Annotated in this window: 23 protein-coding genes, 6 tRNA genes and 1 pseudogene; 10 read left to right on the top strand and 20 right to left on the bottom strand. The window is 53.8% G+C overall.

Annotation, left to right across the window (positions count from 1 at the left end; translation table 11 throughout):
* Positions 1-2 precede the first annotated feature (2 nt).
* The 15 genes from EFB11_RS17230 to EFB11_RS12740 form a co-directional block, all read right to left on the bottom strand.
* A complete protein-coding gene (locus tag EFB11_RS17230; protein WP_243115252.1) occupies positions 3-293 on the bottom strand; it encodes a TolC family protein in 291 nt (96 codons plus the stop codon).
* The gene (locus EFB11_RS12805; RefSeq protein WP_122791316.1) at positions 290-1,000 is read right to left on the bottom strand and encodes an efflux RND transporter permease subunit; all 711 of its coding nucleotides are present in this window, start codon (positions 998-1,000) and stop codon (positions 290-292) included. Before EFB11_RS12805 ends, EFB11_RS17230 begins: the two co-directional genes overlap by 4 nt.
* Complete coding sequence (locus EFB11_RS12800; protein WP_122790576.1) at positions 997-1,689, bottom strand: efflux RND transporter periplasmic adaptor subunit; 693 nt, start codon at positions 1,687-1,689, stop codon at positions 997-999. The genes EFB11_RS12805 and EFB11_RS12800 overlap by 4 nt, the downstream gene beginning before the upstream one ends.
* Before the next feature lie 39 nt (positions 1,690-1,728).
* Positions 1,729-2,304 carry an efflux RND transporter periplasmic adaptor subunit gene (locus EFB11_RS12795; protein WP_122790575.1) on the bottom strand — a complete coding sequence of 192 codons (576 nt, stop codon included), beginning with the start codon at positions 2,302-2,304 and terminating at the stop codon, positions 1,729-1,731.
* A 183-nt stretch (positions 2,305-2,487) separates the two neighbouring features.
* Positions 2,488-2,934 (bottom strand): BCCT family transporter, encoded by a 447-nt coding sequence (locus EFB11_RS17400; RefSeq protein ID WP_122790574.1) that lies wholly within the window; start codon positions 2,932-2,934, stop codon positions 2,488-2,490.
* Between the two features lie 4 nt (positions 2,935-2,938).
* A complete protein-coding gene (locus EFB11_RS12785) occupies positions 2,939-4,102 on the bottom strand; it encodes a BCCT family transporter (protein ID WP_122790573.1) in 1,164 nt (387 codons plus the stop codon).
* 91 nt (positions 4,103-4,193) lie between these two features.
* Complete coding sequence (locus EFB11_RS12780) at positions 4,194-5,606, bottom strand: trimethylamine methyltransferase family protein (RefSeq protein ID WP_164706769.1); 1,413 nt, start codon at positions 5,604-5,606, stop codon at positions 4,194-4,196.
* Between the two features lie 530 nt (positions 5,607-6,136).
* A complete protein-coding gene (locus EFB11_RS12775; RefSeq protein WP_122790571.1) occupies positions 6,137-7,327 on the bottom strand; it encodes an IS256 family transposase in 1,191 nt (396 codons plus the stop codon).
* Between the two features lie 209 nt (positions 7,328-7,536).
* A tRNA-Val gene (locus EFB11_RS12770) sits at positions 7,537-7,612 on the bottom strand.
* A 3-nt stretch (positions 7,613-7,615) separates the two neighbouring features.
* A tRNA-Lys gene (locus EFB11_RS12765) sits at positions 7,616-7,691 on the bottom strand.
* Positions 7,692-7,789: 98 nt separating this feature from the next.
* Positions 7,790-7,864 (bottom strand) — tRNA-Gln (locus EFB11_RS12760).
* A 51-nt stretch (positions 7,865-7,915) separates the two neighbouring features.
* Positions 7,916-7,992 (bottom strand) — tRNA-His (locus EFB11_RS12755).
* Between the two features lie 34 nt (positions 7,993-8,026).
* Positions 8,027-8,103, bottom strand: a tRNA-Arg gene (locus EFB11_RS12750).
* Positions 8,104-8,193: 90 nt separating this feature from the next.
* Positions 8,194-8,267: transfer RNA gene (locus EFB11_RS12745), tRNA-Gly, on the bottom strand.
* Positions 8,268-8,448: 181 nt separating this feature from the next.
* The gene (locus EFB11_RS12740; protein WP_122790570.1) at positions 8,449-8,619 is read right to left on the bottom strand and encodes a DUF362 domain-containing protein; all 171 of its coding nucleotides are present in this window, start codon (positions 8,617-8,619) and stop codon (positions 8,449-8,451) included.
* A 366-nt stretch (positions 8,620-8,985) separates the two neighbouring features.
* Here EFB11_RS12740 and EFB11_RS12735 point away from each other — a divergent pair, with 366 nt between their 5' ends.
* The 4 genes from EFB11_RS12735 (at position 8,986) to EFB11_RS12720 (ending at position 13,576) form a co-directional block, all read left to right on the top strand.
* Positions 8,986-9,438: a CtsR family transcriptional regulator gene (locus tag EFB11_RS12735; RefSeq protein WP_122790569.1), complete on the top strand. Its 453-nt coding sequence runs from the start codon at positions 8,986-8,988 to the stop codon at positions 9,436-9,438.
* 64 nt (positions 9,439-9,502) lie between these two features.
* Positions 9,503-10,045 (top strand): UvrB/UvrC motif-containing protein, encoded by a 543-nt coding sequence (locus EFB11_RS12730; RefSeq protein ID WP_122790568.1) that lies wholly within the window; start codon positions 9,503-9,505, stop codon positions 10,043-10,045.
* Positions 10,042-11,049 carry an ATP--guanido phosphotransferase gene (locus EFB11_RS12725; RefSeq protein ID WP_122790567.1) on the top strand — a complete coding sequence of 336 codons (1,008 nt, stop codon included), beginning with the start codon at positions 10,042-10,044 and terminating at the stop codon, positions 11,047-11,049. Before EFB11_RS12730 ends, EFB11_RS12725 begins: the two co-directional genes overlap by 4 nt.
* 34 nt (positions 11,050-11,083) lie before the next feature.
* The gene (locus EFB11_RS12720) at positions 11,084-13,576 is read left to right on the top strand and encodes an ATP-dependent Clp protease ATP-binding subunit (protein ID WP_122790566.1); all 2,493 of its coding nucleotides are present in this window, start codon (positions 11,084-11,086) and stop codon (positions 13,574-13,576) included.
* Between the two features lie 45 nt (positions 13,577-13,621).
* Here the strand turns inward: EFB11_RS12720 and EFB11_RS12715 are convergent, their stop codons facing one another.
* Positions 13,622-13,945 (bottom strand): hypothetical protein, encoded by a 324-nt coding sequence (locus EFB11_RS12715; RefSeq protein ID WP_122790565.1) that lies wholly within the window; start codon positions 13,943-13,945, stop codon positions 13,622-13,624.
* 337 nt (positions 13,946-14,282) lie between these two features.
* Here EFB11_RS12715 and ppdK point away from each other — a divergent pair, with 337 nt between their 5' ends.
* Both ppdK and EFB11_RS12705 read left to right on the top strand, forming a co-directional pair.
* Complete coding sequence (ppdK, locus tag EFB11_RS12710) at positions 14,283-16,916, top strand: pyruvate, phosphate dikinase (RefSeq protein WP_122790564.1); 2,634 nt, start codon at positions 14,283-14,285, stop codon at positions 16,914-16,916.
* 164 nt (positions 16,917-17,080) lie between these two features.
* A pseudogene (locus EFB11_RS12705) lies at positions 17,081-17,233 on the top strand (AbrB/MazE/SpoVT family DNA-binding domain-containing protein); the annotation flags it as partial.
* A gap of 76 nt (positions 17,234-17,309) precedes the next feature.
* Here the strand turns inward: EFB11_RS12705 and EFB11_RS12700 are convergent.
* The gene (locus EFB11_RS12700; RefSeq protein ID WP_164706768.1) at positions 17,310-18,305 is read right to left on the bottom strand and encodes a sugar ABC transporter substrate-binding protein; all 996 of its coding nucleotides are present in this window, start codon (positions 18,303-18,305) and stop codon (positions 17,310-17,312) included.
* Between the two features lie 411 nt (positions 18,306-18,716).
* On the opposite strand from EFB11_RS12700, the gene EFB11_RS12695 reads away from it, so the two are divergent.
* Together EFB11_RS12695 and EFB11_RS12690 are read left to right on the top strand one after the other, a co-directional pair.
* Positions 18,717-19,727: a LacI family DNA-binding transcriptional regulator gene (locus EFB11_RS12695; protein WP_122790562.1), complete on the top strand. Its 1,011-nt coding sequence runs from the start codon at positions 18,717-18,719 to the stop codon at positions 19,725-19,727.
* A gap of 121 nt (positions 19,728-19,848) precedes the next feature.
* Positions 19,849-20,595 carry a sulfite exporter TauE/SafE family protein gene (locus EFB11_RS12690; protein ID WP_206424189.1) on the top strand — a complete coding sequence of 249 codons (747 nt, stop codon included), beginning with the start codon at positions 19,849-19,851 and terminating at the stop codon, positions 20,593-20,595.
* A 33-nt stretch (positions 20,596-20,628) separates the two neighbouring features.
* Here the strand turns inward: EFB11_RS12690 and EFB11_RS12685 are convergent, their stop codons facing one another.
* From EFB11_RS12685 to EFB11_RS12675, 3 genes are all read right to left on the bottom strand, one after another.
* Positions 20,629-21,999, bottom strand: a complete 1,371-nt coding sequence (locus EFB11_RS12685; RefSeq protein ID WP_164706767.1) for a D-alanyl-D-alanine carboxypeptidase family protein — start codon at positions 21,997-21,999, stop codon at positions 20,629-20,631.
* Positions 21,989-22,225, bottom strand: a complete 237-nt coding sequence (locus tag EFB11_RS12680; RefSeq protein ID WP_122790560.1) for a hypothetical protein — start codon at positions 22,223-22,225, stop codon at positions 21,989-21,991. The genes EFB11_RS12685 and EFB11_RS12680 overlap by 11 nt, the downstream gene beginning before the upstream one ends.
* Before the next feature lie 79 nt (positions 22,226-22,304).
* Positions 22,305-23,408 (bottom strand): nucleoside recognition domain-containing protein, encoded by a 1,104-nt coding sequence (locus EFB11_RS12675; RefSeq protein ID WP_164706766.1) that lies wholly within the window; start codon positions 23,406-23,408, stop codon positions 22,305-22,307.
* A gap of 92 nt (positions 23,409-23,500) precedes the next feature.
* On the opposite strand from EFB11_RS12675, the gene EFB11_RS12670 reads away from it, so the two are divergent.
* Both EFB11_RS12670 and EFB11_RS12665 read left to right on the top strand, forming a co-directional pair.
* Positions 23,501-23,773 carry a YabP/YqfC family sporulation protein gene (locus EFB11_RS12670; RefSeq protein ID WP_122790558.1) on the top strand — a complete coding sequence of 91 codons (273 nt, stop codon included), beginning with the start codon at positions 23,501-23,503 and terminating at the stop codon, positions 23,771-23,773.
* Positions 23,774-23,785: 12 nt separating this feature from the next.
* Complete coding sequence (locus EFB11_RS12665; RefSeq protein ID WP_122790557.1) at positions 23,786-25,018, top strand: sporulation protein YqfD; 1,233 nt, start codon at positions 23,786-23,788, stop codon at positions 25,016-25,018.
* Positions 25,019-25,068 lie beyond the last annotated feature (50 nt).

Raw genomic sequence — 25,068 nt, 5'->3', positions numbered from 1 at the left:
TTTCAGTCCTGCGTCATGACGCCGCGGATGGCCCACTGATAATCGTTGTATGCGGTGAGCAGATCGGTCCGGGCTGTGATGGCGGCTTCTTCTGCGGCAGCCAGGGTTTCCTGAGCTTCGATATAATCCAGTTCAGAAATCATGCCGCTTTCATATTTGGTCTGCTGGATGGAGAAGGTCTTTTGTGCCATGGCCAAATCGGACTCGGCGGCGGTCAAGGTGGACTGCTGCTCCTGCAAGGTCTTGTACAGCGAACGGAAAGAAGCGGTTACGCTTTCTTTTTCGGCTTTCAGTTCGATCTGGGCAGCTTCGTAGGCATAGAGATTGTTCGTGATACCGTCTTCATAATCGTTCGAGGCTTCGCGTACCGCATCCTCCTTGGCCCAAATGGAATAGCTGTTTGCAAGGGCCTGTTCCAGATCGGCGGCATAATCGATGGCATCCAATTGATTTCGACCTCGTTTTCATAACCGCCCGAAATATCGACCGATGCGACGCCGGACAGGCGCTCGAGATACGGGCCGATTTCATCTTCGGCGATCGACTGCATTTCGGCAAGGTCCTGGCCCTGCAAACCGATGGTGACCACCGGCATGGCGTCCGGGTCCATCTTCATAATGGAGGGACTGTCCGCACCGTCGGGCAGACGGCCTTCGACGCGCGATACCTTATCGCGCAGGTCGGTAACCGCCTCATCCAGGTCGGTTTCGTCGGTGAACTGGACCGATACCATCGATTGTCCTTCGGACGAAGTACTGGTCAGTTCATCCAGACCGGATACACTCGAACATGCCGATTCGATAATGCGCGTGACCAGATTTTCGACTTCTTCCGGACCTGCGCCCGAATAGGTGGTCACGACCACGGCCATTTTGACTTCCATGCTGGGCATGAGGGCGAGCGGGAGCTGGGCATAGCACAGATAGCCGAAAATCACGACCAGAATCGCCGCTAGGGTCGTTGCGACCTTGTGTTTGATACTGAATGCTGCGAACTTCATGCCGGAGCGCCCTCCTCTCCGGCGGCTTCATCCGGCTGCGCCACATCGGTTGGAGTTTCCTCGTCGGCCGTTTGGGTGACATCTTCGCCGTCCCGGGTGACAACGCGGACTTCAGCGCCGTCGGCTAAGTAGCTTTGGCCGACGATGACCAGTTCATTGCCTTCTTCCAGACCAGCTTCTACCTGGGTCACACCGTCGCCCACCAGGCCGCTCTCAATGTCCACCCGCACAGCGGTGGTGCCGTCCTGCACAATGAATACATACTGCGATTCGTTGTCGGTGAGGATAGCATCAGTCGGGATGACAATGGCGTTTTCGCGCGGGTCGGTATCCACGGTGACGGTGGCAAACATGCCATAAGCGGCGTCAATGTTTTGGGGCAGATCGAGCCGTACATCGTATAACTGGGTCTGCTCGTTGACCGCCGATGCAACCGAAGCGATAGTTGCCTGGAAGGTGTCATTGCCAAGGGCAGAGATCTGCACATCGACCGTATCGCCAACGGTCAGCCAGGGCTGAATGGTTTCCGAAACCGACATGGAAATTTGCGGTGCTTCATCGGTTGCGATGACAACAGCAGCTGTCTGCACCGAGGCCTTGCCGCCCTTGACCACATTGACTTCGGTCACGGTTCCGGAAACCGTAGCTTTGATGGACTGATCCGCCTGGTTATCGGCCAGATCGGCCAGCGTTTTGTCGTAGGTAGATAGTTGGTTGGTTTTTTCGGTCTACAACTGGCTGACCGAAACGCGGGCCGAATTGATCGACTCGTCCGCGTTTAATTGGGCTTCGGAATAGGTGGATTCGGCCTGGTCAAGTTCCAGGTCAGAAGCGGCGCCTTGCTCATGCAGTTTTTGGGTATTGTCCCAATCCTGCTTGGCCTGCCGCACCTTCTCTTCCATGAGCGTTTGGGTATTTTCTAACTGTTGCTGCGCCAGGGAGATCTGCTCATCGTAAAGCGCAGCCGTACGGCTGCGTTCGCCCTGTACTTGTTCGATCTCGCGTTGGATGGAGGACGAATCCAGCGTGACGAGCGTTTGCCCGGTTGTGACCTGGTCGCCGACCTCCACGTGTACGGTCAGCACATCGCTTTCCTGCGGCGCAAAGATCGAAACCGCATTGCGCGGAACGACTTTGCCGGAAAGCTGGTTGTGTGTAGCGATATTCGATCGTGTGACCGTCTGCGTTTCGACTGGGGTGCCGGTTGAGGTGGCTGCCTGTTGGGGCGAGGCGCCGCAGCCGGTTAGCAGGACCAGTAGCGCCGTACCGGCAGCCAGGCATTTGAAATGTGATGAATAACCCATAGCGCATCAATCTCCTTATTGCGAACATGATTCAGTATGGAGATATTACCACAGAGCACTAAAGCCAGCCTAAAGACTCCAAATATATCCAACGCATGTCATGCGGAAACAAAAACAGACCGTGAAATCGTCGATTTCACGGTCTGTTTTCAAATGGGTATTTGGCTTGTCTGCGTGATAATTTTAAGGATTTTTTTCGGAAACTTCATTTTGCACGGTCAGTTTTTGTTCCTCTTCCAGCTCTTCGATGTAAGTCATATCGTATTTTTCGCGAGGCATCAGCATTTTAATCGTCGAAAGAACAATCAGGAACATCAAAATGCCAAAGGGGAATGCAAGGAATACCATCATTTCGCTCAGCGCATCATAACCGCCAACATACAGCAGAACGAAGGACAGAGCGCCCATGAAGATGGCGATGGCTGCATTCATCAGCTTCGGAACCTTGGTTTGCGAGGCGTCCACTTCGGTCTTTTTCATAAACAGCATGGGGAAGGAGAAGGCCTTGGAGTCGGAATAGGTGATGAAGGTCATCATCGCGAGCAGGATAAACAGCCACTTGAGGATATCGCCGCCCGGCAGGGTTTCGAGGAATGCAAAGGTGGCAATGCCGTCGCCGAACTGCTGCATTTTCTCATACAGGCCGCTTGCCTTCTACGACGCCAAACATGGCCGAACCGCCGAACAGAACATACCACAAGCAGGTTACCAGGCCAGGAGCCACACAGTTGACCAAAATGAACTGACGCAGGGTACGGCCGTAAGCAATCGAAACATAGAACAGTGCGTGCAGGAAGGCCGGAACAATGTTCCAGGAGTAATAGTACATGGTTGCGGTGGTCTGCCAACCGGTCTGATCGATCGGGTCGCCGAAGGAGATCATGGGGATGAAATCGCGGACAAATTCGCCCATCGAGGTAAAGAAGGTGCAAAGCAGACGGTTTGCGCCGACTGCGCCGAAGACCAGGATCACGCCCAGGATTACAAAATAGGCAATCGCATTGATATCACTTAGCTTACCCATCAGTTTGTGCACGCCGGAGGTCGCAAAAAGAATGGTGATGACGGTGTAGAACAGAATGATATACGGTTCAAACGAAGGAGTCTCCGACATGCCTGCGACCGTACCGATGCCAGCATTGAGCTGAAGGACGGCAAGGCCCATGTCTGTACCAGTTACCAACAGGGCAACCACGCTAAAGGTATTGATGACAGAACCGAGAACCCCCTGCGAACGTTCGCCCAGCAACGGATACAGGGTATCGTTGGCGCGCAGGGTCCGTTTGCCGTTGTAGTAGATCAGAGCAATCATCATCGCAAACGCAACGATGATAAAGAATACCGGGAAGGCATAATGCAAATAGCAGTATTTCAAAACTGGAATGATCGCTTCTTTGGTACCGGCTTCCACGCCCATAAAAGAAGGCGGGTTCATCAGCATATTGACAGGGCCAGATACGCCGTAGAAGCAGATACCAACTGCGATGGTACCAGTCATGGACAGAGTAAACCAGGTGCTGGTTTTCAGACTGGGCTTTGCTTTTTTGCCGCCCAGACGAATATCGCCCAGCTTGGTAAAGCAGATGGCTGCGAACAAGCCACAAATCAAGATGACAAGCAGAATATAGAACCATTTAAAATGATCCATGATCCAAAGCACACCGGTGTGCAGTGCATTATAGAACTGATTTGGGAAGAAAATACCGACGGCAATCACCAAAAGGATAACCGCCATACCCGGAACAAAGACTTTCATGTCGATCTGATTCCAGATACTCTCTTTTTGATTCTTTTCCATGAATATACCCCTTTCTCTTTGACATATCACGGTGTATCGCTGTGAAAAAAGGAAACTTAACGTGCTTTTCTAGTATTATGTACCCCCAGATTTAAAGCATTTCAATTGCGTCAAGCTGCTGCGGAGAAACCCCGTTTTCCACGAAAATGGCTTTCACCTTGTCCAGTGTTTGGCTGTCCAGATGCGGGCGATGGCTTTCGTATTCTTCCATAAGCCGTGCATATTCTTTGTCGATGCTGTCTTCAAAATAAGTGGCAGATTTGGCATCACGGGAACCAATGCGCGGCATATAGAGCTCCCGGAAGTTATCCAACGTGCTGTCCGCGGTCACATAACTGCCATTGTGCCCGATGGCCTTAATATCATCCAGACACAAGGTCTCCTCGCTTACTTCAAATGGCGTGGATGCGAATTGCACCTGTCGGATGATTTCAAAATCCACAATCATCTTATCAAACGAAGTCGCATTCACACTGGCCAGCACGCCGCCGGCCTCCATAACCAGGTTGATGCCGTGCTGCATTGCAGAAGAAAAAGTCAGCATGGACTCATACCCTGCCTGTGCATTCACGACCGGAGCATCACACTGACTGCCGCCGCCGCGCGAAGGCAGATGATAGAACCGGGCCATATTTGCGCTAAATCCCTGCATCAAGGTACCTTCCGGCGCAGCACAGGCAAACGTCAGGCCATGCATGTCGACGGCAGTGGACTGAATCCCAAAGACACAGGGCGTACCCGGCCGGATCATCTGCGCAAGCGCAATCCCAGCAAGGGATTCTGCGGTTCCCATGGCAACCGTTCCGGCCATAAATATAGGCCCGGTCGCTCCCAGCATGGCCGCGGGGCAAAGAATGACCGGCTGACCGTAACGCGCCAGAACCATCAGGTTATCCAACATCTTGCCATCCAGTGATAGGGGAGAATTCGTGTTGATCAGCGCAATCATGCGAGGCTTTTTGATCAGCTCCTTTTGGCCTCCGAATATGGCACAAGCGGCTTGTACCATGGATTCCATAATGCACCGATCGGACGTAGGAAGCATGATGATTTTGTCAGAATGCGTGATGGTTGCGTAGAACATTGCCAGAGGTGCAAGCGTATCTTCCATATCGCTTGGCTGAATCAGAATGCCGCCGTCAATAGTATAAACATCACTGGCATGAACGAGTTTGACCGCTTTGACGTAGTCCTCCATGGTGCCGGGGCGCTGTGTTCCGTCCCGTTCGGCGATAAAGGCGCATCCGTACGTCGGAGAAGGATGCGTGGAACCGTCTCCCAATGTCATTTTGTACGTTTCATTGCGGCCATACAGCGTAAATTGCTCTGGAGCCATACCCACCCAATGCATCACCTGCTCTTCGGTGAAGTAGGCGACGGCATTTTCAACACGAATTCCGTTTTCTTTCAAAATGCGGCATGCTTCTTCGTTATGGAACTGAACGCCGACATCTCGTAAGATTTCCATCGCAGCATGATGGATTATTTGTTCTCTGGACTGCATATTTCCTCCTTTTCTCTCAGCGTTGCATAACCGAGCCGTGAGCCCAATTACACACCATTTTGTCAAGTGCAATCCATTGCCATAGAATTGCCTTGTACCATTTTTGTAGCAAAATGCGTGCCAACTCTGCATCTTGTCTGCTTTTTCGTGATATAAAACGATATTTTTGTGATAATTGTCAAACTTTGATTTGAGATTTTATGCAAATCACGCAAGGATTCTTGGTGGAAAGAGATGTACACCGCAGAAAAAGAGGGCCTTCATTTTAAGGTAAACATCTGTGCCCGCAATCGAAAAGGAGAATGAGAACAAAAAAGGGCAAAATAGTTTTGCGTATTAAAAAAATAGACGCAAAAGTATTTTGCCCTTATCGTATTTTCTGAAATTTTAGTTTTTATTTTATAACGCTGGATTACATTTTCTATCCATATACAAGCTTTTAGCGGCCCTATTAAAGAAAGTGTGTCAGATAAAGGTAGTGTCAATAGTTTTTCGCAAATTGGTTTGCAGATCCTGGCATGAGTGTGAAGTCAGCCAGCAATGGAGGCATCTTCAAGGACTGCCTCCAGGTGCTTCATGTTCATGTACTTCTTGCTGCCCCACTGGGTACCGGCCACATGGCGCAGCCGGGCACAGACCAGCATCAGAGCAGAGTTGCCATCCGGAAAACTGCCCACCACAGGAGTGCGGCGACGGATCTCCCGGTTCAGCCGTTCAATGACATTGTTGGTGCGGATACGAGTCCAGTGCTCGCTGGGAAAATCGCAGTAAGTCAGCGTTTCCTCTATGCCATCCTCCACCTTTTTGGCGGCCTCCTTCAACTTCATAGAGCGCAGTTGCTCCACTACGGCTTTGGCTTTCTCCCGGGCAGCTTTCTTACTTTCCTGGGCGTGGATCGCCTTGAGCATTTTGGCTACCAGTTTTACCTTGGAACGAGGAGTGACTGAGAACACATTGCGGTAGAAATGGACAGTACACCGCTGGTACTTGGCTTCAGGGAATACTTCTTCTACAGCCTCCAGCATACCAAGGCACTTGTCGCCAACAATGAGTTTCACTCCGTCCAGGCCACGCCCGCGGAGCCACTGGAAGAAGCTGACCCAGCTGGCCTTGTCCTCTTTCATGCTCTCAGCGGCACCCAGAACCTCACGGTATCCGTCCTCATTGACCGCAATTGCCACAAGAATGGCTACGTTTTCAAATTCGCCGCCCCAGTTACGGCGCAGATAGATCCCATCCACATAGACATACGGATATCGTCCGCCTTGCAGAGGACGGTTCCGCCAATCCTCGATGTGGACATACGCTTTCTTGTTTAACTCACTTATAGTGGAGGGAGAGACTTTGCTGCCCCAGAGGGCCTCGGTAATATCCTCCACACGCCGAACGGATACGCCGGCCAGGTACATCTCAATGAGCGCCTCTTCCACGCTGCTCTCACGGCGGCGGTACCGCTCAATGATGGCAGTTTCAAAGGAAATTCCCTTGAGCTTGGGTACCTTGAGCGTGACATCTCCGGAAGTGGTAGTGAGGCTGCGGTGGTAGTGGCCGCTGCGGTAGCCCTGGCGCTGCTCATTGCGCTCATACCGGGCTGCCTGGGTCAGCTTCTCCACCTCGGCCTCCAGTAGTTCGTTGAGGGTTTCCTCTACGCTGCCGCGCACAAGCTCCTTAAGCTGCCCCTTGATAATTTCCTCGTTTAGCTGTACAATTTTCTCGGACATGGTTTGCTGTCTCCTTTCAGAATGGTGTGTCGCAACTTCATTCTACCAGACATCTGCAAACCATGTCTCTTTTTATCTACTTTTCAATTTGCGAAACTTATTCTACCTTATCCAGATAAATGCAAAATTTTTTTGCATTTCAAAAGCCGTGATATACAATTTCCAGAAAAGAAAAAAAGACCGTGAAATCATTGATTTCACGGTCTTTTTGGTGGAAGTTACAGGGCTCGAACCTGTGACCCTCTGCTTGTAAGGCAGATGCTCTCCCAGCTGAGCTAAACTTCCAGATGGTGGCCCATCGGGGGCTCGAACCCCGGACCCTCTGCTTAAAAGGCAGATGCTCTGCCAGCTGAGCTAATGGACCGAACGGTAACCCCTAAAGCACCGAACCTTGAATAGTATATCACACTAAAACAGGTTTGTCACGTCTTTTTTTGAAAAAAACGAAAAAAATAGGGGAAATGGCTGGGACGGCTGGACTCGAACCAGCGGATGGAGGAGTCAAAGTCCTCTGCCTTACCACTTGGCTACGCCCCAATATAGGGAAGTTAGACATAACGCGCTGCTTTGAGCAGCGCGTTATGTTAATGGGGTGAGTAATGGGATTCGAACCCACGGCCTTCAGAGCCACAATCTGACGCTCTAACCAACTGAGCTATACCCACCATATAAAGATCAGAAAAAATCGCGCTATGTATGTGGCGCGCCAGGAGGGACTCGAACCCCCGGCCTACTGCTTAGAAGGCAGTTGCTCTATCCAGCTGAGCTACTGGCGCATGGTCGGTCCTCCAGCGGATTCCCAAAACTGCAAAAGCAGATACATACCGCTTTTCTTTTGCTTAGCTTTTCTGGAAAAGAAAAGTAAGTGGAGCGGGTGATGGGAATCGAACCCACGTGTTCAGCTTGGAAGGCTGACATTCTACCATTGAACTACACCCGCGGGTTTTCTGACACTTAAATATTTTAACAGAAGGTACAGCACTTGTCAACAAAAAAATAAAACTTTTTTGGACTTTTTGGAACCGGCTAAAAAGTTCGGGAAATCTTGCAAAAAAGAAAGAAAAAGCCGGCTTCCAACGAGAAGCCGGGCTTTTATCTCAAATCTTTGGTTTGCAAGGCAATTAGCCCTGAGAGATTGCGCCTACCGGGCAACCGCCAGCGCAGGAGCCACAATCTACACAAGTATCCGGATTGATCTCGTACTTGCCGTCGCCTTCCGAAATCGCACCTACCGGGCACTCGCCAGCGCAAGCGCCGCAGCTAATGCATGCACCAGAAATAACATATGCCATTGGAACAGCACCTCCTATAGAAATTACATTTTCATTGTAACACATGTTTTCGAAAATACAAGGGATTTTGAACATGTTAGCCGTCTATAACCTCATGTTAGCAATAGGTAACTGGAAAACTGACGTTTTTTCCCCATTTTAAATGGATAGAATAAAAGAGAAGAACAGAAAATTTAAAAAACAGAGAAAAAAAGAGTATATAAGAGTATTTGGGAGAAAATCAAGAATAATCCGCCTGGATGAAAAAACAAAAGTCAGGAAAGGTCAAAAATAATGCTTGCAATTTGGGGACGGGGGTGTATAATAGAAGCATAGAAAGTCAAAGAAAGTCAAAGTCAGAGAAATGGAACGAAGGAGATGAGATCCATGAAAATGAGCGATATGATCGCCGATTTTATCGCCGAGATGCTCACCGACGGCGGCGGCGTCGCCGAACTGCAGCGGCGGCAGGTGGCCGACCGGTTCTCCTGCGTGCCCAGTCAGGTCAATTATGTGATCGAAACCCGTTTTACCCCGGAAAACGGTTATCTGGTAGAAAGCCGGCGGGGCGGCGGCGGCTATATCCGCATCATCCGCATGATGGACGATAAGCAGCGCACGCTGGTCGAAGCGGCGCGCGGCGTCGGCGGGCGACTGACCCAAAACAATGCCGCCAAACTCACACGCGCTCTGGTTTCCGCCGAGCTGCTTTCCGCCCGGGAAGGCAACCTGCTCTTATCCGCTTGTTCGGACGGCGCGCTCGCGGAGGTCCCAACCGAATACCGGGATCAGATCCGGGCCAGCGTGTTCCGATGCGGCATTCTGGGCATGGCGACCTAGAACAATAACAAATCGTAATCAAATAACCTTATGTATAATATAAGCTGTGAAAGGAAGATGTCTTATGTTGTGCCAGAACTGCAAGAAAAACGAAGCGACTACCTATTATAAAGAAAACATCAACGGTCAGACCCGGGAACTGCATCTGTGTCCCGAATGCGCAGCCAAGCTGACCGGCGGCGCACCCGATTTCGGCTCCTTCTTCAGCGAACCGTTTTTCGGGCATTCGTTCCTGAATGACCCGTTCTTCAGCCAGCCGTTTGGCTCCATGTTGTCCAGCCCGTTTGCTTCTACGACCCAAGCCATCGGCGGCGGACGCCGCTGCCCGACCTGCGGCATGACCGAAAGCGAACTGCGGCGCAGCGGCCGGGCCGGCTGTGGCGACTGCTATAAGAACTTCAGCGACATCCTGCTGCCGTACATCAAAAAGCTGCATGGTGCGGCTGCGCATGTGGGCACAGCACCCAAGGCAGCCGAGAACCAGGCACCGGCCGATCCGGTCGCAGGCCTGAAAGCCAAGTTGTCCGACGCTGTGCAGGCAGAGAATTATGAAGAAGCTGCGCGGCTGCGCGATGAGATCCGTCGATTGGAGGGTGAAAATAAATGAGTACATTTAAAATTCAAGGCGGCTTTACCGGCCTGGCAGCCAGCACCCGTGTGCGTCTGGCGCGCAATGTCAAAGGATACCCTTACCGCGGTTTGACCGCAGAACAATATAAAGAGATCGCCGATAAGATCTGGAACGCTTTGCAGACCGCACCGGCCATTGCTTCCGATTTTACCATGACCGAGATCCGGCCCAATTCGGCCGAAGGCGCATCGCTGGTCGAAACCCACCGCATTTCGCCCGAACTGGCGCAGGCGGGCGGCTGGCTGATCGCTTCCCGCGACGGCGGCGTAGCCATCATGGTCGGCGAAGAAGACCACATGCGCTTGCAGGTCATCGGCTCCGGCCTGTGCCCGAAGGAGTGCATGGAGGAAGCTCGCCGCTTGACCGCGCTGATCGAAAGCCAGGTGCCGATGGACTTTGACGAGAACCTTGGCTACCTGACCGCATGCCCGAGCAATCTGGGCACCGGCCTGCGGGCTTCGGTGATGCTCCATCTGCCGCTGCTCAGCGCGGCAGGGCGCATCCAGGGCGTCATTTCGGCGGCTGGACGGCAGGGCTTTACCGTGCGCGGTGCGTACGGCGAAGGCTCGCAGGCGGTCGGCGGATTCTATCAGATTTCCAACCAGGTCACCTTGGGCGTATCCGAGGATACCATTGTCGATAAGCTGATCGAACTGACCACCGAGGTCATCGAAGCCGAAAAGAAGCTGCGCGAACAGGCCCGCAGCCAGAACGAAACCGCGTTTGCCGACCGCATCTGCCGGGCAGCCGGTGTTCTGAAGACCGCCCGTCTGATCGAAACCAACGAAGCGGTCGATTGCCTGTCCAATGTGCTGGTTGGTCTGTCGATGGGCTACCTGTCCGGCGTATCGCCGACCGAGGTATGCGACATCGAACAGGCGATCCGTCCGGCGGTGCTGGGCGGCCAGCCTCAGGAACGCGACCAAAAACGCGCCAGCCTGCTGCGTCAAATGGCAGCCAAGCTGGTCATCCACGAATAAAGATTTCTTCTTTTAGAAAGGAAGTGCTGACTTTATGTTCAATCAAAATAGATTCACCGAACGTGCGGCCGACGCCCTGCGTCTGGCCCAGGAAACCGCAGGCCAGATGGGCCACAGCTATGTTGGTTCCGAGCATCTGCTGGCCGGCCTTGCCAAGGAAAACGGCGGCATCGCCGGGAAAACGCTGGCTGAATTTGGCGTGACCCCCGAAAAGATCGAAGCCGAGATCGAAAAAATGACCGGCAAGGGCGCACCCGACCAGAACGCCCCGCAGGGCCTGACCCCGCGCACCAAGAAGATCGTAGAACTGGCCGTCATGACGGCCAGCCAGCTGGGTGTCAGCTATGTGGGCACCGAGCACCTGCTGCTCGGCCTTATCCGCGAAGGTCAAAACGTCGCGCTGAGCGTACTGAACGCGCTGGGTGTCGACGTGCAGAAGCTGTACACCACCTTGCTGCAAGCGGTCGGCGGCGCCGAAGAAGATGTCACCATGGCACAGCAGGGTCCGGCACGCGGCTCGAACGGCAATGCAGCTAAGACCATTGAAAAGTACGGCAAGGACCTGACCAAGGCCGCTCGCGAAGGTAAGCTGGACCCGGTCATCGGCCGTAAGGACGAGATCGATCGCGTCATCCAGATTCTGTCCCGCCGCACCAAGAACAATCCGGCTCTGGTCGGTGACCCTGGCGTCGGCAAGACGGCGGTTGCCGAAGGCCTGGCACAGAAGATCGTCTCCGGCGACGTACCGGAAAACCTCAAGAATAAGCGTCTGATTGCGCTCGATTTGACCGGCATGATCGCAGGCACCAAGTATCGCGGCGAGTTCGAGGAACGCATCAAGAGCGTGCTGGATGAACTGCAAAACTCCAAGGATGTCATCCTGTTCATCGATGAGCTGCACATGATCGTTGGCGCCGGCGCTGCCGAAGGCGCAGTCGATGCAGCCAACATCTTAAAGCCCGCCCTGGCGCGTGGTGACATTCAGGTCATCGGCGCGACGACCCTGGACGAATACCGCAAGAACATCGAAAAGGATTCGGCGCTCGAACGTCGCTTCCAGCCGGTACAGATTGGCGAACCCTCGCCCGAGGATGCCGAAGAGATTCTGCGCGGCCTGCGTGACCGTTATGAAGCCCATCACCGCATCAAGATTTCGGATGAAGCCATCAAGGCTGCCGTGAAGCTGAGCGTGCGGTATGTATCCGGCCGTCAGCTGCCCGATAAGGCCATTGACCTGATCGATGAAGCCTGCTCGCGTGTTCGCATGAAGAGCATGACCCCGCCGCCCGACCTGCAGAGCCTGGAGGATGAACTCAAGGCCATCCAGGCGCACAAGGAGGAGGCTGTCAAGGCACAGGACTACGAACAGGCCGCCAAACTGCGCGATGAAGAAAACGCCAAGAAAACCGAGATCGATGACAAGCGCAAGGCTTGGGAAGCAGAACAGACCAAGACCCATGGCGAAGTCACCGAAGAGGATATTGCCGAAGTCATCGCCGGCTGGACCGGTATCCCGGCAGCCCGCATCACCGAAGACGAGGGAGAGCGCCTGCTGCATCTGGAAGACACCCTGCATGCCCGCGTCATCGGCCAGGACGAAGCCGTTACGGCGGTTTCCAAGGCTATCCGCCGCGGCCGTGTCGGTCTGCGCGACCCCAAGCGTCCGATTGGTTCGTTTGTCTTCCTTGGCCCCACGGGCGTCGGCAAGACCGAACTGTGCAAGGCGCTGGCCGAAGCGTTGTTCGGCGATGAGAACGCCATGGTGCGCATCGATATGTCCGAATACATGGAGAAACACAGCGTGTCTCGTATGATCGGCTCGCCTCCGGGCTATGTCGGCTACGATGAGGGTGGCCAGCTGACCGAAAAGGTCCGCCGCAAACCCTATTCGGTCATCCTGTTCGATGAGATCGAAAAAGCCCATCCGGATGTCTTTAACATCCTGCTGCAAATCCTGGAGGACGGCATCCTGACCGATGGCCAGGGCCGCAAGGTCGACTTCAAGAACACGGTTGTCATCATGACCTCCAACATCGGCGCGCATAAGATCACCGGCAAAGCACGCAAGTCGCTCGGTTTCTCGGAAGGCTCGGACGAAGAAGAGCAGACCTTTGAGAAGATTAAGGAAGAAGTACTCGCGGACCTCAAGCAGGCCTTCCGTCCCGAACTACTCAACCGTATCGATGACATCATCGTCTTTAACCGCCTGACCGAGGACGAAATCGCTCAGATCGCAGACGGTATGCTGCGAGCAGTTGCGGCTCGTATGACCGATATGGAAATCACCATGACCTGGACCGATGCGGCGAAGAAGCATCTGGCGGGGGCTGGGTTTGACCCGATTTATGGCGCGCGTCCGCTGCGCCGGGCCATCCAGTCCCAGGTGGAAGACCTCGTTGCGGAGGAATTCCTGAAGGGCACCATTGCCCGCGGCCAGAGCGTTGTGCTGGATGTGCAGGACGATAAACTCACCCTGCACCCGGCGGACGCAGAACCCGCTGCACCTACAACCGAACAAGGGGAATAATTGAAAAAAGGGTCCGCTTTCCACTTGGGAAAGCGGACCCTTTTGCTATCGCAGAAAGTGATACCAGATCAGTCCGGCGAGCAGTCCAAGAGGCACCAAAAGCGACAAAAAGGGTTCCCACCGTGACGCTTTGTTTTGCACGGTCCAAATACACCAGAAAACCGCGCATCCGGCGCACAGGCACCAGGCGAGCAGCGAAAAGGAAGAATGGCCAAGCGCCATACTTGCCGACAGGAGGGCAAAGCACCATACCAGAATGCGAAACTGCACCGGCAAGGGCAGCGGAACTTTTTTTCGGCCAGCAAAGTAGAAAATCAGCACAAGAGCGACCACGATTTCAGCGGCTGTCCAAAACAGTGAAGCGTTCATACAGCATCCTCTTTTCAAACCCCTGTTTTTGTATAGTATAGCAGCAATTTCAAGCTAGAACAAGCGGCCGATTTCATATTTTGACCGGATGCAGTACCTTTCAGGAAAGGCCCAAAACGGCAATTCACAGCGGATTTCATTGGAAGAAGTAGCGCAAAACAGAGGAAAAAAGGCGAAAATGGAAAAGACGTTCAGCGTTTTGCACAAAATACAAATGGAAAATAAGTGAAATTGCCATAGTAGCAATTTATTTGTGTATATGTTATAATAAACTGGAGTGAGAGAATTGTAGATTTAGACGAAACGCGAAAAAGAACGAAACGGAGGAACCCCAGCAATGAAGAAGTTTGTTTATCTGTTCTCGGAAGGAAACGGCTCGATGCGTGAGCTGCTCGGCGGCAAGGGCGCAAATTTGGCCGAAATGACCAATCTCGGCATGCCGGTGCCGCAGGGCTTCACTATCACCACAGAAGCCTGCACCCGGTATTACCAGGATGGCAAGACCATCTATCCGGATATCCAGGAACAGATTATGGAATATCTTGATAAACTCGAAAAAATGACCGGCAAGACTCTGGGCGATCCGGAGCGTCCGCTGCTCGTTTCCGTGCGCTCGGGCGCACGTGCTTCCATGCCCGGCATGATGGACACCATCCTGAACCTGGGTATGAACGATGAGATCTGCGAAGCTGTTGCCAAGCTGACCAATAACCCGCGCTTTGCGCGCGACTCTTATCGCCGCTTCATCCAGATGTTCTCGGATGTTGTAATGGAACTGCCCAAGTCCACCTTTGAAACCTTTATCGATCAGGTCAAGGAAAAGAAGGGCGTCAAGCAGGACAACGAGCTGGATGCCGACGATATGAGCGAACTGATCGTGCTGTTCAAGGAACACTACAAGAAGTCCCTGAGCCACGATTTCCCGCAGGACCCCAAGGCACAGCTGATGGAAGCTGTTCGTGCCGTCTTCCGCTCGTGGGATAACCCGCGCGCAAACACCTACCGCCGTATGAATGATATTCCGCATTCGTGGGGCACCGCCGTCAACGTTCAGTCGATGGTATTCGGCAACATGGGCGATACTTCGGGCACCGGCGTTGCCTTTACCCGCAACCCGGCGACCGGCGAAAAGAAGCTGTATGGCGAATTCCTGATGAATGCACAGGGCGAAGACGTGGTTGCTGGTATCCGTACCCCGCAGCCGATCACCGCACTGGCAGACACCATGCCGGAAGTATACCAGCAGTTCGTCGACATCTCCAGCAAGCTGGAAGCACATTACGGCGACATGCAGGATATGGAATTCACCATCGAAAACGGCAAGCTGTACATGCTCCAGACCCGTAACGGCAAGCGCACCGCACAGGCAGCGCTCAAGGTTGCGGTTGATCTGGTCGACGAAGGCGTTTGTACCAAGGAGCAGGCCATTATGAAGGTAGAGCCCAAGCAGCTCGACGCACTCCTGCACCCGACTTTTGTTCCGGCAGCCCTCAAGGCAGCCACTCCGATCACCACCGGCCTGCCGGCATCGCCTGGTGCAGCTTGCGGCGCGGTTTACTTCACCGCAGAAGAAGCTGCCAAGGCACATAAGACGGGCGAAAAGGTTGTTCTGGTTCGTCAGGAGACCTCGCCGGAAGACATCGACGGCATGGCTGTTTCCGAAGGCATCATGACCGCCCGCGGCGGTATGACCTCGCATGCTGCGGTTGTAGCACGTGGTATGGGTACCTGCTGTGTTGCTGGTGTCAATGAAATCAAGGTTTCGGAAGAAAATAAGACCATCACCTTTGCCGACGGCACTGTTGTGAAGGAAGGCGACTTCATTTCGCTCGACGGCTCGACCGGCAATGTATATCTTGGCAAGATCGATACCCAGGAAGCTGAACTGACCGGCGACTTTGGCCGTTTCATGGGCTGGGCCGATGAGATCCGTACCCTCAAGGTACGCACCAACGGCGATACTCCGCGTGACGCGACCCAGGCTCGCAAGTTCGGCGCCGAAGGTATTGGTCTGTGCCGTACCGAGCATATGTTCTTTGAGCCGGCTCGTATCAAGGCAGTACGCGAAATGATCGTTTCCGAAACGGTTGCACAGCGTCGTGCGGCGCTCGCTAAGATCCTGCCCATGCAGCGCGGCGACTTCGAAGCCATCTATCGTGCCATGGGCGGCCTGCCGGTAACCATCCGTCTGCTGGACCCGCCGCTCCATGAGTTCCTGCCGCAGGACGATGCCGATATCCATGAGTTGGCCGATGAAATGGGTCTGACTTATGAGAAGCTCAAGAGCGTTGTTGACGGCCTGCATGAGTTCAACCCCATGCTCGGCACCCGTGGCTGCCGTCTGGACGTTCTCTATCCGGAGATTGCCGAGATGCAGACCGAAGCCATCATTTCGGCTGCAATCAATGTCACCAAGGAAGATGGCCTGCACATCGTGCCGGAAATCATGGTTCCGCTGGTATCCGAGATCAACGAACTGCGTTTTGTGAAGAAGGTCATCAAGGCCAAGGCAGACGAACTGATCGAAGCATCGGGCCTGAAGATGAAGTACATGATCGGTACCATGATCGAGACCCCGCGTGCCGCAGTGACCGCGGACGAGATCGCACAGGAAGCCGAGTTCTTCTCCTTCGGTACCAACGACCTGACGCAGATGACGTACGGCTTCTCGCGTGATGACGTGGGCCGTATCCTGGATACCTATTTTGAAAAGAAGATTCTGGAATCCGACCCGTTTGCTCGTCTGGACCAGAATGGTGTCGGCAAGCTGGTTAAGTATGCGGTTGAAAATGGCCGCGCGACCCGCCCGGACATCAAGCTGGGTATCTGCGGCGAACATGGCGGCGACCTCTCGTCGGTTGAGTTCTGCCACAATGTTGGATTGAACTATGTTTCCTGCTCGCCGTTCCGTGTGCCGATTGCCCGTCTTGCAGCGGCGCAAGCGCGCGTAAAGGAACTGGGCCAGGCATAAATTTATACAATTAAGAAAACGGCTGTCTGTCAAAGACAGCCGTTTTTTTACAGAAAAATGCGGACAATCTTCCAGTTAAATCCAAACCTATGGACTGCATACTCGGGAAAATCCTGCGGATACTAGGGATGTTGCCACTTGGAAGTACAGGAGGAGATTGAGATATGAAAGCAACAGGAATTGTCCGCAGAATCGACGACCTCGGGCGCGTGGTGATCCCGAAGGAGATCCGGCGCACCATGCGTATTCGAGAGGGCGACCCCTTAGGATACATACGGATACGAACAAGCCGCCTTTCCGATAAGGAAGGCGGCTTGTCTGGTTAAGAAGGAGAGAGAAGAAAAAAGAATTCTTTGAAAAGCGGCTGCAGGGTTCTGCAACCGTTTTTTAGGTTTATTCACCCATTTTTTTCTTTAGATCTGCTACAAAATCAGCTGCATTTTCAGGAGTTACCATCTTGGCACCTGTATCGATGCGCGGTTCTACTGCTTCACCCTTAGCAGCCTTTACCGCTTCTTCAACACCTACAACACCCATGTTATAGGGATCTTGTGCAACGGTGCCCATGAACTTACCTTCGGCTGTCATTTCTGCTACTGGAATTGTTCCATCAAATCCAAGAACAGGAATATCAACTCCGGCTTGTTCAATCGCACGCTGCGCACCTTGAGCCATAGAATCTGCGGTTGTGCAGACAACATCAATGTCGGAATAGCGGTTCATCAAATCCTGCATCGCATTCATTGCTTTTTCAGATTCAGAGTCACAAGCGCGAACTTCAAGGATTTCTACACCTCCAGCTTCCAGGCCCTTGCGGAAACCGGATTCCCGTTCGTCGTGGTTGCTATCACCCAAACGACCACGCAGGATAATAGCCTTACCGCCTTCACCGATTTGTTCGGCAGCATATTGACCACCAATTTCACCCGCAGCTTCACTGCCGGTACCGATGAAGGTAACCTTATGCTCAAATGTAGTGTCATTGTCTACTGCAAGCACGGGAATATCCGCACTGTAAGCCTGCTCAAATACAGGCAAAACGGCTTCTGGAGAAGAAGGGGATACGCATAGTGCATCGATATCCTGCCCAATCAGATTTTGGATCATATCCACCTGGGCTTGTACATCTGACTCTGAGTTTGGCGCAATAAAGTTCAAGGTAACCCCCATTTCCTTGGCTTTTTCTTCTGCGCCAGCCTTCATCAGTACATAGAAGGAATCCGAAAGAGATTTTACGACAAACCCAATCGAAATGTCGTCATTACCTGCTGAACTGGAAGCAGCTGCGTCTGGAGAAGATGCATCACCAGTTCCGCTACCACAACCGGGAAGTGCGCCGGCAAACATGAATCCTGCCAAAAGTGCGGCCAATCTTCTTTTGTTTTTCATCTGTATTCTCCTGCCTCTCAAAGTAAATTGGATTCCCATTCAAATTTTACCAGAATGAGTGGGGCGGATTTCAAATTCTAATAAAAATTGAAATGAAATCTCTATGGATATTTAAGCACGGGCTGTGTAAAATGTCAATATTCAATTCGGAATAAAGGATATTTAAAAGTATATTTGTACAAAATATCTAAATTAATATAAAAATATTGTAAGAACAAAATAAATTTGAAATAATTTAATAAAATTTTAATTTAAAATTCATTGTAGATGCAGGATAAAATTAAGATATATGAAATTTCGTATGAACAATCGAATAGAATTTTGCAGGATATAAAAGAATATGCTATAATGAAAACAATTATACAGTATCCTTGAATGACTGCATGAAATTGTGAAACGGAGCAGGTGTTTATGAATCTGAAACAGATCGCCCAAGCCGCCAATCTGTCCTTATCGACCGTATCATTGGTCCTGAATGGGAAACCTGGCGTAAAACCGGAAACGCGGGAACGAGTCACGCGGATGCTGGAGGAGCAGGGCTATACCATTCGGACAGGTCAAGCTGCGCCTTCTCAAAATGCGCGCAGTCTGTTGTTCTTGCGCTATCGAGGCTCAGGGTGTTTGATGGAGAGCAAAGATGATTTTTTCATCCAGATCCTGGACGGTGTAGAGTATCAAGCGCGCCGGTCGGGGTTTAGCCTGCGGATTGCAAACGCCGACCATTCCAACCTCAAGGAAGAACTGATGGGCGCGGCCGAACATGCCGAAGGCGTGGTTTTGTTTGCTACCGAATTGGAATTGCAGCATGCGCCATTACTCGAAAAATGTCCGGTGCCGCTGGTGGCCATCGATGCGACCTTTCCTCATACACAGATCAATACCGTGTCGGTTGAAAACATGGATGCCATGTATCATGCGGTCGCTTATCTGTATGATTTAGGGCATCGGAATATCGGCTATCTGCACAGCATTGAGCAGACCGGTGCGATTCCAGAGCGAGAGCAGGGATACTATGCCGCCATGCAGGATCTGGGGCTGGAAGTGAAACCCGAATCGGTTTATAAGCTGTATCTGTTTATCGACCGGACCTATGACCAGATGGGGCGGATTTTGGACGATCATCCGGCATTGCCCACAGCTTTTGTGGCGGATAACGATGTGCTGGCGGTGGGTGCAATGCGTGCGCTGCAAGACCACGGATATAGAATCCCGGAAGATGTTTCCATTGTAGGCTTTGACGATTCGTATATCTGTACGGTAGCCAATCCGTTTTTGACCACCATGCGCTCTCCCAAAAATGCAATGGGCCGCATGGCAGTCAAGCGAATCCAGGAGATGCTGGAAGAACCGGACGGTACGGTCATCAAAGCGCGGCTATGCACGGAATTGGTGACGCGCGATTCGACGGCACCCTTGGCATAAGCAAAAGGCCCCGGTCATTCGGCCAGGGGCCTTTTTGCACAAAAGTACAAAAAAAGCGCAAGAAAAGCAATGCCATCCTTGGAAGGGTGTGCTATGATAAGATTGGATAGGGGGCAACATTATGACTATGACATTTTCACTGGGATGTTATATTTTTATCATCGTGGCCTGTGCCTTTGTGGTCAAAGGTTTGGCCGGTTTTGGCGATCCGCTGATCTCCAATCCGCTGCTGGCATTAAAGTTGGATAACCGCGATATTACACCCGGTTTGCTGCCGGTTTCGCTGATTTTAAATGCCTATATCGTTCTCAAAAACCGAAAGAATTTCTGTTTTAAGATCGTGGCATCCATCGCTTTGTGGGTGCTGCTGGGTATCATCCCCGGTACGCTGCTGCTTAAACTGGGCGCGCCTTGGATCATCAAGGTCATTCTGGGTATCCTCATCATCGGGCTGGGCGTAGAGATGCTGACCCGCGACAAGTCCAAGAAATTTCAGCCCAATCCGGTCATCAAAGCAATTATGTGCTTTTTGTCCGGCGTGACGGCAGGGCTCTTTGGCATCAACCTGCTGTTTGTCATTTATTTGGAACGCTCGTCGACCGACCGGCATGCTTTCCGCGCCAACACCTGCTTTGTTTTCCTGGTGGAAAACTTCGTGCGCACGATCGTTTATATCGTTACCGGCGTGTTTACCATCTTTACTTTGCAGATCACCGCTGTTACGATTCCGGCGGCGGCCTGCGGCATGTTTGTCGGCAGCCAGATCGACAAGCATATCGGCGAAAGCAACATCCGCAAATTCATCATTTGGATTTTTATTTTGGGCGGCGTCAGTACGCTGGTCAAAGCACTGATTTTGCACGCATAAAAAAAGCATGGCTCCAAAGGAGCCATGCTTTTTTTAATCGCGTCGGTCGCGTTTATCGTATTCGCGGTAACGAGCTTGTTTGGATTTCATCATCTGCTGCCGACGCTTTTTCTTGCGGCGCGAACGCAGGACGAGAAGGGTAAAATACACGAAGAACAGCAGAATGATGACTAGCACTAGAATTTTAAAGACCGTGCTTTGGAAAAAGTGCTCGATCTTATCGGCATAGTACAGTACTTCCGAGCGGGACACATCGCTGAGCGCCACCAGATTGACGGTGCCATAATCTACGCCATTGTAGCTGATGCTCAGGGTGCCGATCTTCTGGCCGGCTTCGATGGGAGCATCTACCGACTTCGGGACATCAATGGTGCGCTCCACCTGGGTCAGGTCAATGTCCGAGGGGACGGTACCCGACAAGCTGCCGTCGGTCACCAGCACCAGTTTATCCTCTTCGGTGGACAGGCGGACTTCAATCTGCTCGATTGTTTCTCCTTCGGCGACCAGTTCCTTGCTTTCAAAGTTTTCAAAACCCCACTCAAAGAGGTTCTTGGTTTCGCTGAATGTAACCGGCTGGGTCGCGCCCTGGGGCTTTTCGCAGCCAAGCATGACCGAAATCAGGCTGCCGCTGCCCTTTTTGGCCGAGGCAACCAGACAATACCCGGCCTGGGATGTGTGGCCGGTCTTAATGCCGGTCGCATAGGCATAATATTCGGGCTGGTTGCGGCTGTAAATGAGCATATTGGTCGTATAGACCTTGAGCGCCTTGCCGCGCTGCGGGGTCATATTGGTCTCGCTCAGGGTTTTTTGAGCGGTGCTGGCAATATCCTGGAAGGTTTCGTCTTTCATAGCCTGGCGTGTGATCGTATACAGATCGCGGGCCGTGGTGTAGTGGTTATCGTCATGTAGGCCGTTCGGATTGGCGAAATGGGTGTTTTTGCAGCCCAGTTCTTCGGCGCGGTCGTTCATCATCTGGACGAACTCGTCCACTGAGCCGCCGACATAGCGCGCGAGCGTATTGGCCGCTTCGTTACCGGACGGCAGCATCAGGCCATACAGCAGGTCGATCACCGGGATTTGCTCGCCTACCATGAAGCCCGCCTGAGAGGTGTCGGCTTCGACGCCCTTAAAATCCTCTTCGGTTACTTCCACCAGCGCATCCAGGTCGTCCACATTTTCGAGAACCAGCAGGGCGGTCATAATCTTGGTGGTCGATGCGGGATACTGTTTTTGGTCGGCGTTCTTTTCATACAGGACAAATCCGCTTTCCGGGTCAGCCAAAAAAGCGGCTTCGGCCTGGGGATTGGGGTCGATCAGGGCCGAAGCACCTGGCACGAGATAGCAGACAAATACAAAAATCGCCAAAAGGGCCACAACCCACTGGCGGGTGGGGTTACGTTTCATCATATTCCTCCAAATGGAAATCAGCGTCGGAAAAGTTGGTGCGCAGCACAGCCGGCTTGGGCGGGATGCGCCGGATGGGGTCATAGCGGAACGAGCGGCAGCTGCCGCTGGCGGGCACGATGCCGCGTTTGCGGCAGGTCATGCGCGATTCATCGAGCACATTGGCGCGCGTACAATAGGCGCAACGCGGCTCGATATCCCGCCGGAACAATTTATTTCGAAACATGGCAAAGCCTCCATGGTGAAGAAAAGTGAGCCCAGGGTCATCGGCCTGCGCTCACGGGTGTTTACAAGGAACAGTTTCATTATACCGTATGGCGGCGGTGTTTTCCATAGGTGATTGTTAACAAAATCATGACAAATAGCGCCCAACGTCCCCATACAGGCACGGTCGGAAGCTGGATTTCCAAGGGGGCAAAAGCGGGTACCACATGGGGCATAGCAGCCCCGCACAAGACCGCGAGTGCAGCCGCAAACAATGCGTGTAGCACCTTGCCCAAGGCCAGTCGGGTGAGCGACAACCGGGTCCCGGCGATGACGCTCATCGACTGGCACCAGACCGACAGACCGCCAAAGGCCAGCAGGGCACTCGCGACCGGCAATACAAAATGGCTGTCCAGCGCCGCTTCGGGCAGCACGGCCAGCCCCCGCGTCAGTTCGAGCGCACCGTAGAGGAGCGGCCAGACAGCTTCCTCCGGCATCCCGACCAGCGTGCACACAGGGGCCAGCAGCTGGGCCAAACCAGTGAGCAGGCCGCTTTGTTCGGCCAGGGCGGCCAAGGCAGCAAATAGGGTCAAAAAGGCCGCGACCTGGATGCTGGTGTGCGCGGCTTTTTCGCAGGCCGTGACCAGGGCCTGCGAAAAGGGGACCGACCCGCGCGGCTGGGACCGTTTGACCGGCGCCGGGCCGTGGCCCGGATGGGTCATGATGAGACCGACCAGCAGCGCCGCCGCGATGTGGATGGCATAGAGCAGCAGCCCGGTGGTCACCGAGCCCAGCACCCCGGCGCCGCAGACGCCCACAATAAAGGCCGGGCCGGTGTTGTTGCAGAAACCGAGTAGACGGCTGGCCTGGGAGGTATCCAGACGGCCGTCCCGGTGCAGGTCGGCGACTGCCGCCGCGCCGACCGGATATCCGCCGGTCAGCCCTAGCACCAGCGCCCCGGCCGCGTCGCCGGGCAGGCCATACAGCCGCCACATGGGCCGTGCACAGGCGCGGCCAAGCGCGGCCAGCACGCCGGTCTGGCTGAGCAGCGAACTGGCCACAAAGAACGGAAACAAGGCCGGGATGGCCGTGCCAAACGCGAGCGACAAGCCGTATTTGGCCCCTTCACGGGCCGCATCGGCCCCGAAAATCAGCGCGGCAAAGAACAAAAGCGCGGCCGCCGCTGGTATCTTTTGGTGTTTCATGCGCATCCCTCCCGTCGGTTCACTGTATGCAGGCAGGCGGCGGCATATCACCGGCTGTTGCCGCATAGGTTTGTGAGAAGGGAGGCGAACGCATGGGCGAATGGATGGAAAAAATGCGGGGTAACTTCCTGGCCGAAGACCTCAATCCCAAGCTGCCGCATGTGGAGGTCGTCGGCGACCGGCGGGTCTTGATTGAAAACCACAACGGCATTTTGGAATACAGCGATACGGTCATGCGGGTGGCGCTGGGGGGTATGGAATTGTGCATTGCGGGGGAAAATATGGATCTATGCGTCCTAACCCTTCATGAACTGACCATCGAAGGCAAGATCCACACGCTGGAATACATCCGCCGGAACGGCTGAGGGGGAGGGCACATGGTAGGCAAAACATTGGACCTGCTGGCGGGCGAAGTGCGCATCCAGGTGCGCGGCGCTTCGGTGGAGCGGTTCCTCAATCTGTGCGCGCGCAGCGGCATCCGGCTGCGGCGCACCCGGCGGGTGGATTTTGGCGAACTGCATGCGACCGTGCCGGTGCGCGATTTCAAGCGCCTGCGCGGCCTGATGGGCCGCACCGGCTGCCGGGTGCACATTTTGAGCCGCCGCGGCGCGCCGTTTGTGGTCCACCGCCTGCGCCGGCGGTATGTGCTGTTTGGCGGTCTGGCCGCGCTTATCCTGTTGTTCTTGGCCCTGACCCAGTTTATCTGGGTCATCGAAATTCATGCCCAGCCGGGCATTTCGACCTATCGGTTGCGGCAGGTCTTGTGCGACGCGGGCGCCTATGCGGGCGTGCCCATTGCGTCCGTGGACGAAACCGCCATCCGGGAATATGTGCGGGTACAGATGCAGGACACGGTCGATTTTGTGACGGTCAGCCGCATTGGCAATGTGCTCACCGTGGAGGCCTTTGGCGGCGAGGAACGCCCCAAGGTGCTCGATGACAAGGCGGTGACTGGCGTGGTCGCGTCCCGCGATGGGCAGATCGTCGAGATGCAGGTGCTCGGCGGTCATCCGCTGGTGGAAACCGGCGATGTGGTCACGACCGGGCAGCCGCTGGTGTCCGCCGTCACACCGCCGACCACCGAGCAGGGGCTCGGGCACATCGGCCACGGCGCGGCCAAAATCCTGGCACAAACCAAGCGCATTGAAACCTCGGTCCAGCCGCTGACCACCACGGAAAAGCAGTATACCGGCAAGACCAAGACCCAGTTTGCCCTGGTGGTGGGGGATTTTCGCATCAATTTGTACTTTGGAAGCGGCATTTCGGTCGGCGAGTGCGACAAGGCGGTCAGTATCCACCGGCTGGCGTTTGGAAAGGGCACCGTGTTCCCGGTCGCGCTCGTGCGGCAGGACTACACCTATTATGACGCTGCCGAAACGCAGCTGGACACCGAAGAATTACGCGCCCAGATGGAGCAGGACGCGCTGGCGCGCATACAGGCCAATATGGTGGATGGCACGATCGATTCCTGGTACAGCGAAGCCGAGGAGCGGGACGGCGGGCTGGTCGTCACCGTCCATGCCACCTGTACCGAGGACATTGCTCGCGAGATTTCCGAAGACGGGGCGGTTTTGCCGGAAAAGCAAACCGAAGAGCCGCCGGAGGATTAAGCCGCTTGTTTTTACCGGGGCGGCATGATAGAATAAAGAAAAAAACACAG

It is taken from the genome of Intestinibacillus sp. Marseille-P6563 (assembly GCF_900604335.1).
Taxonomy (GTDB): domain Bacteria; phylum Bacillota; class Clostridia; order Oscillospirales; family Butyricicoccaceae; genus Butyricicoccus_B.
The sequence above is the reverse complement of the archived record's forward strand: the minus strand, read 5'-3'. Positions and strand labels throughout refer to the sequence as shown.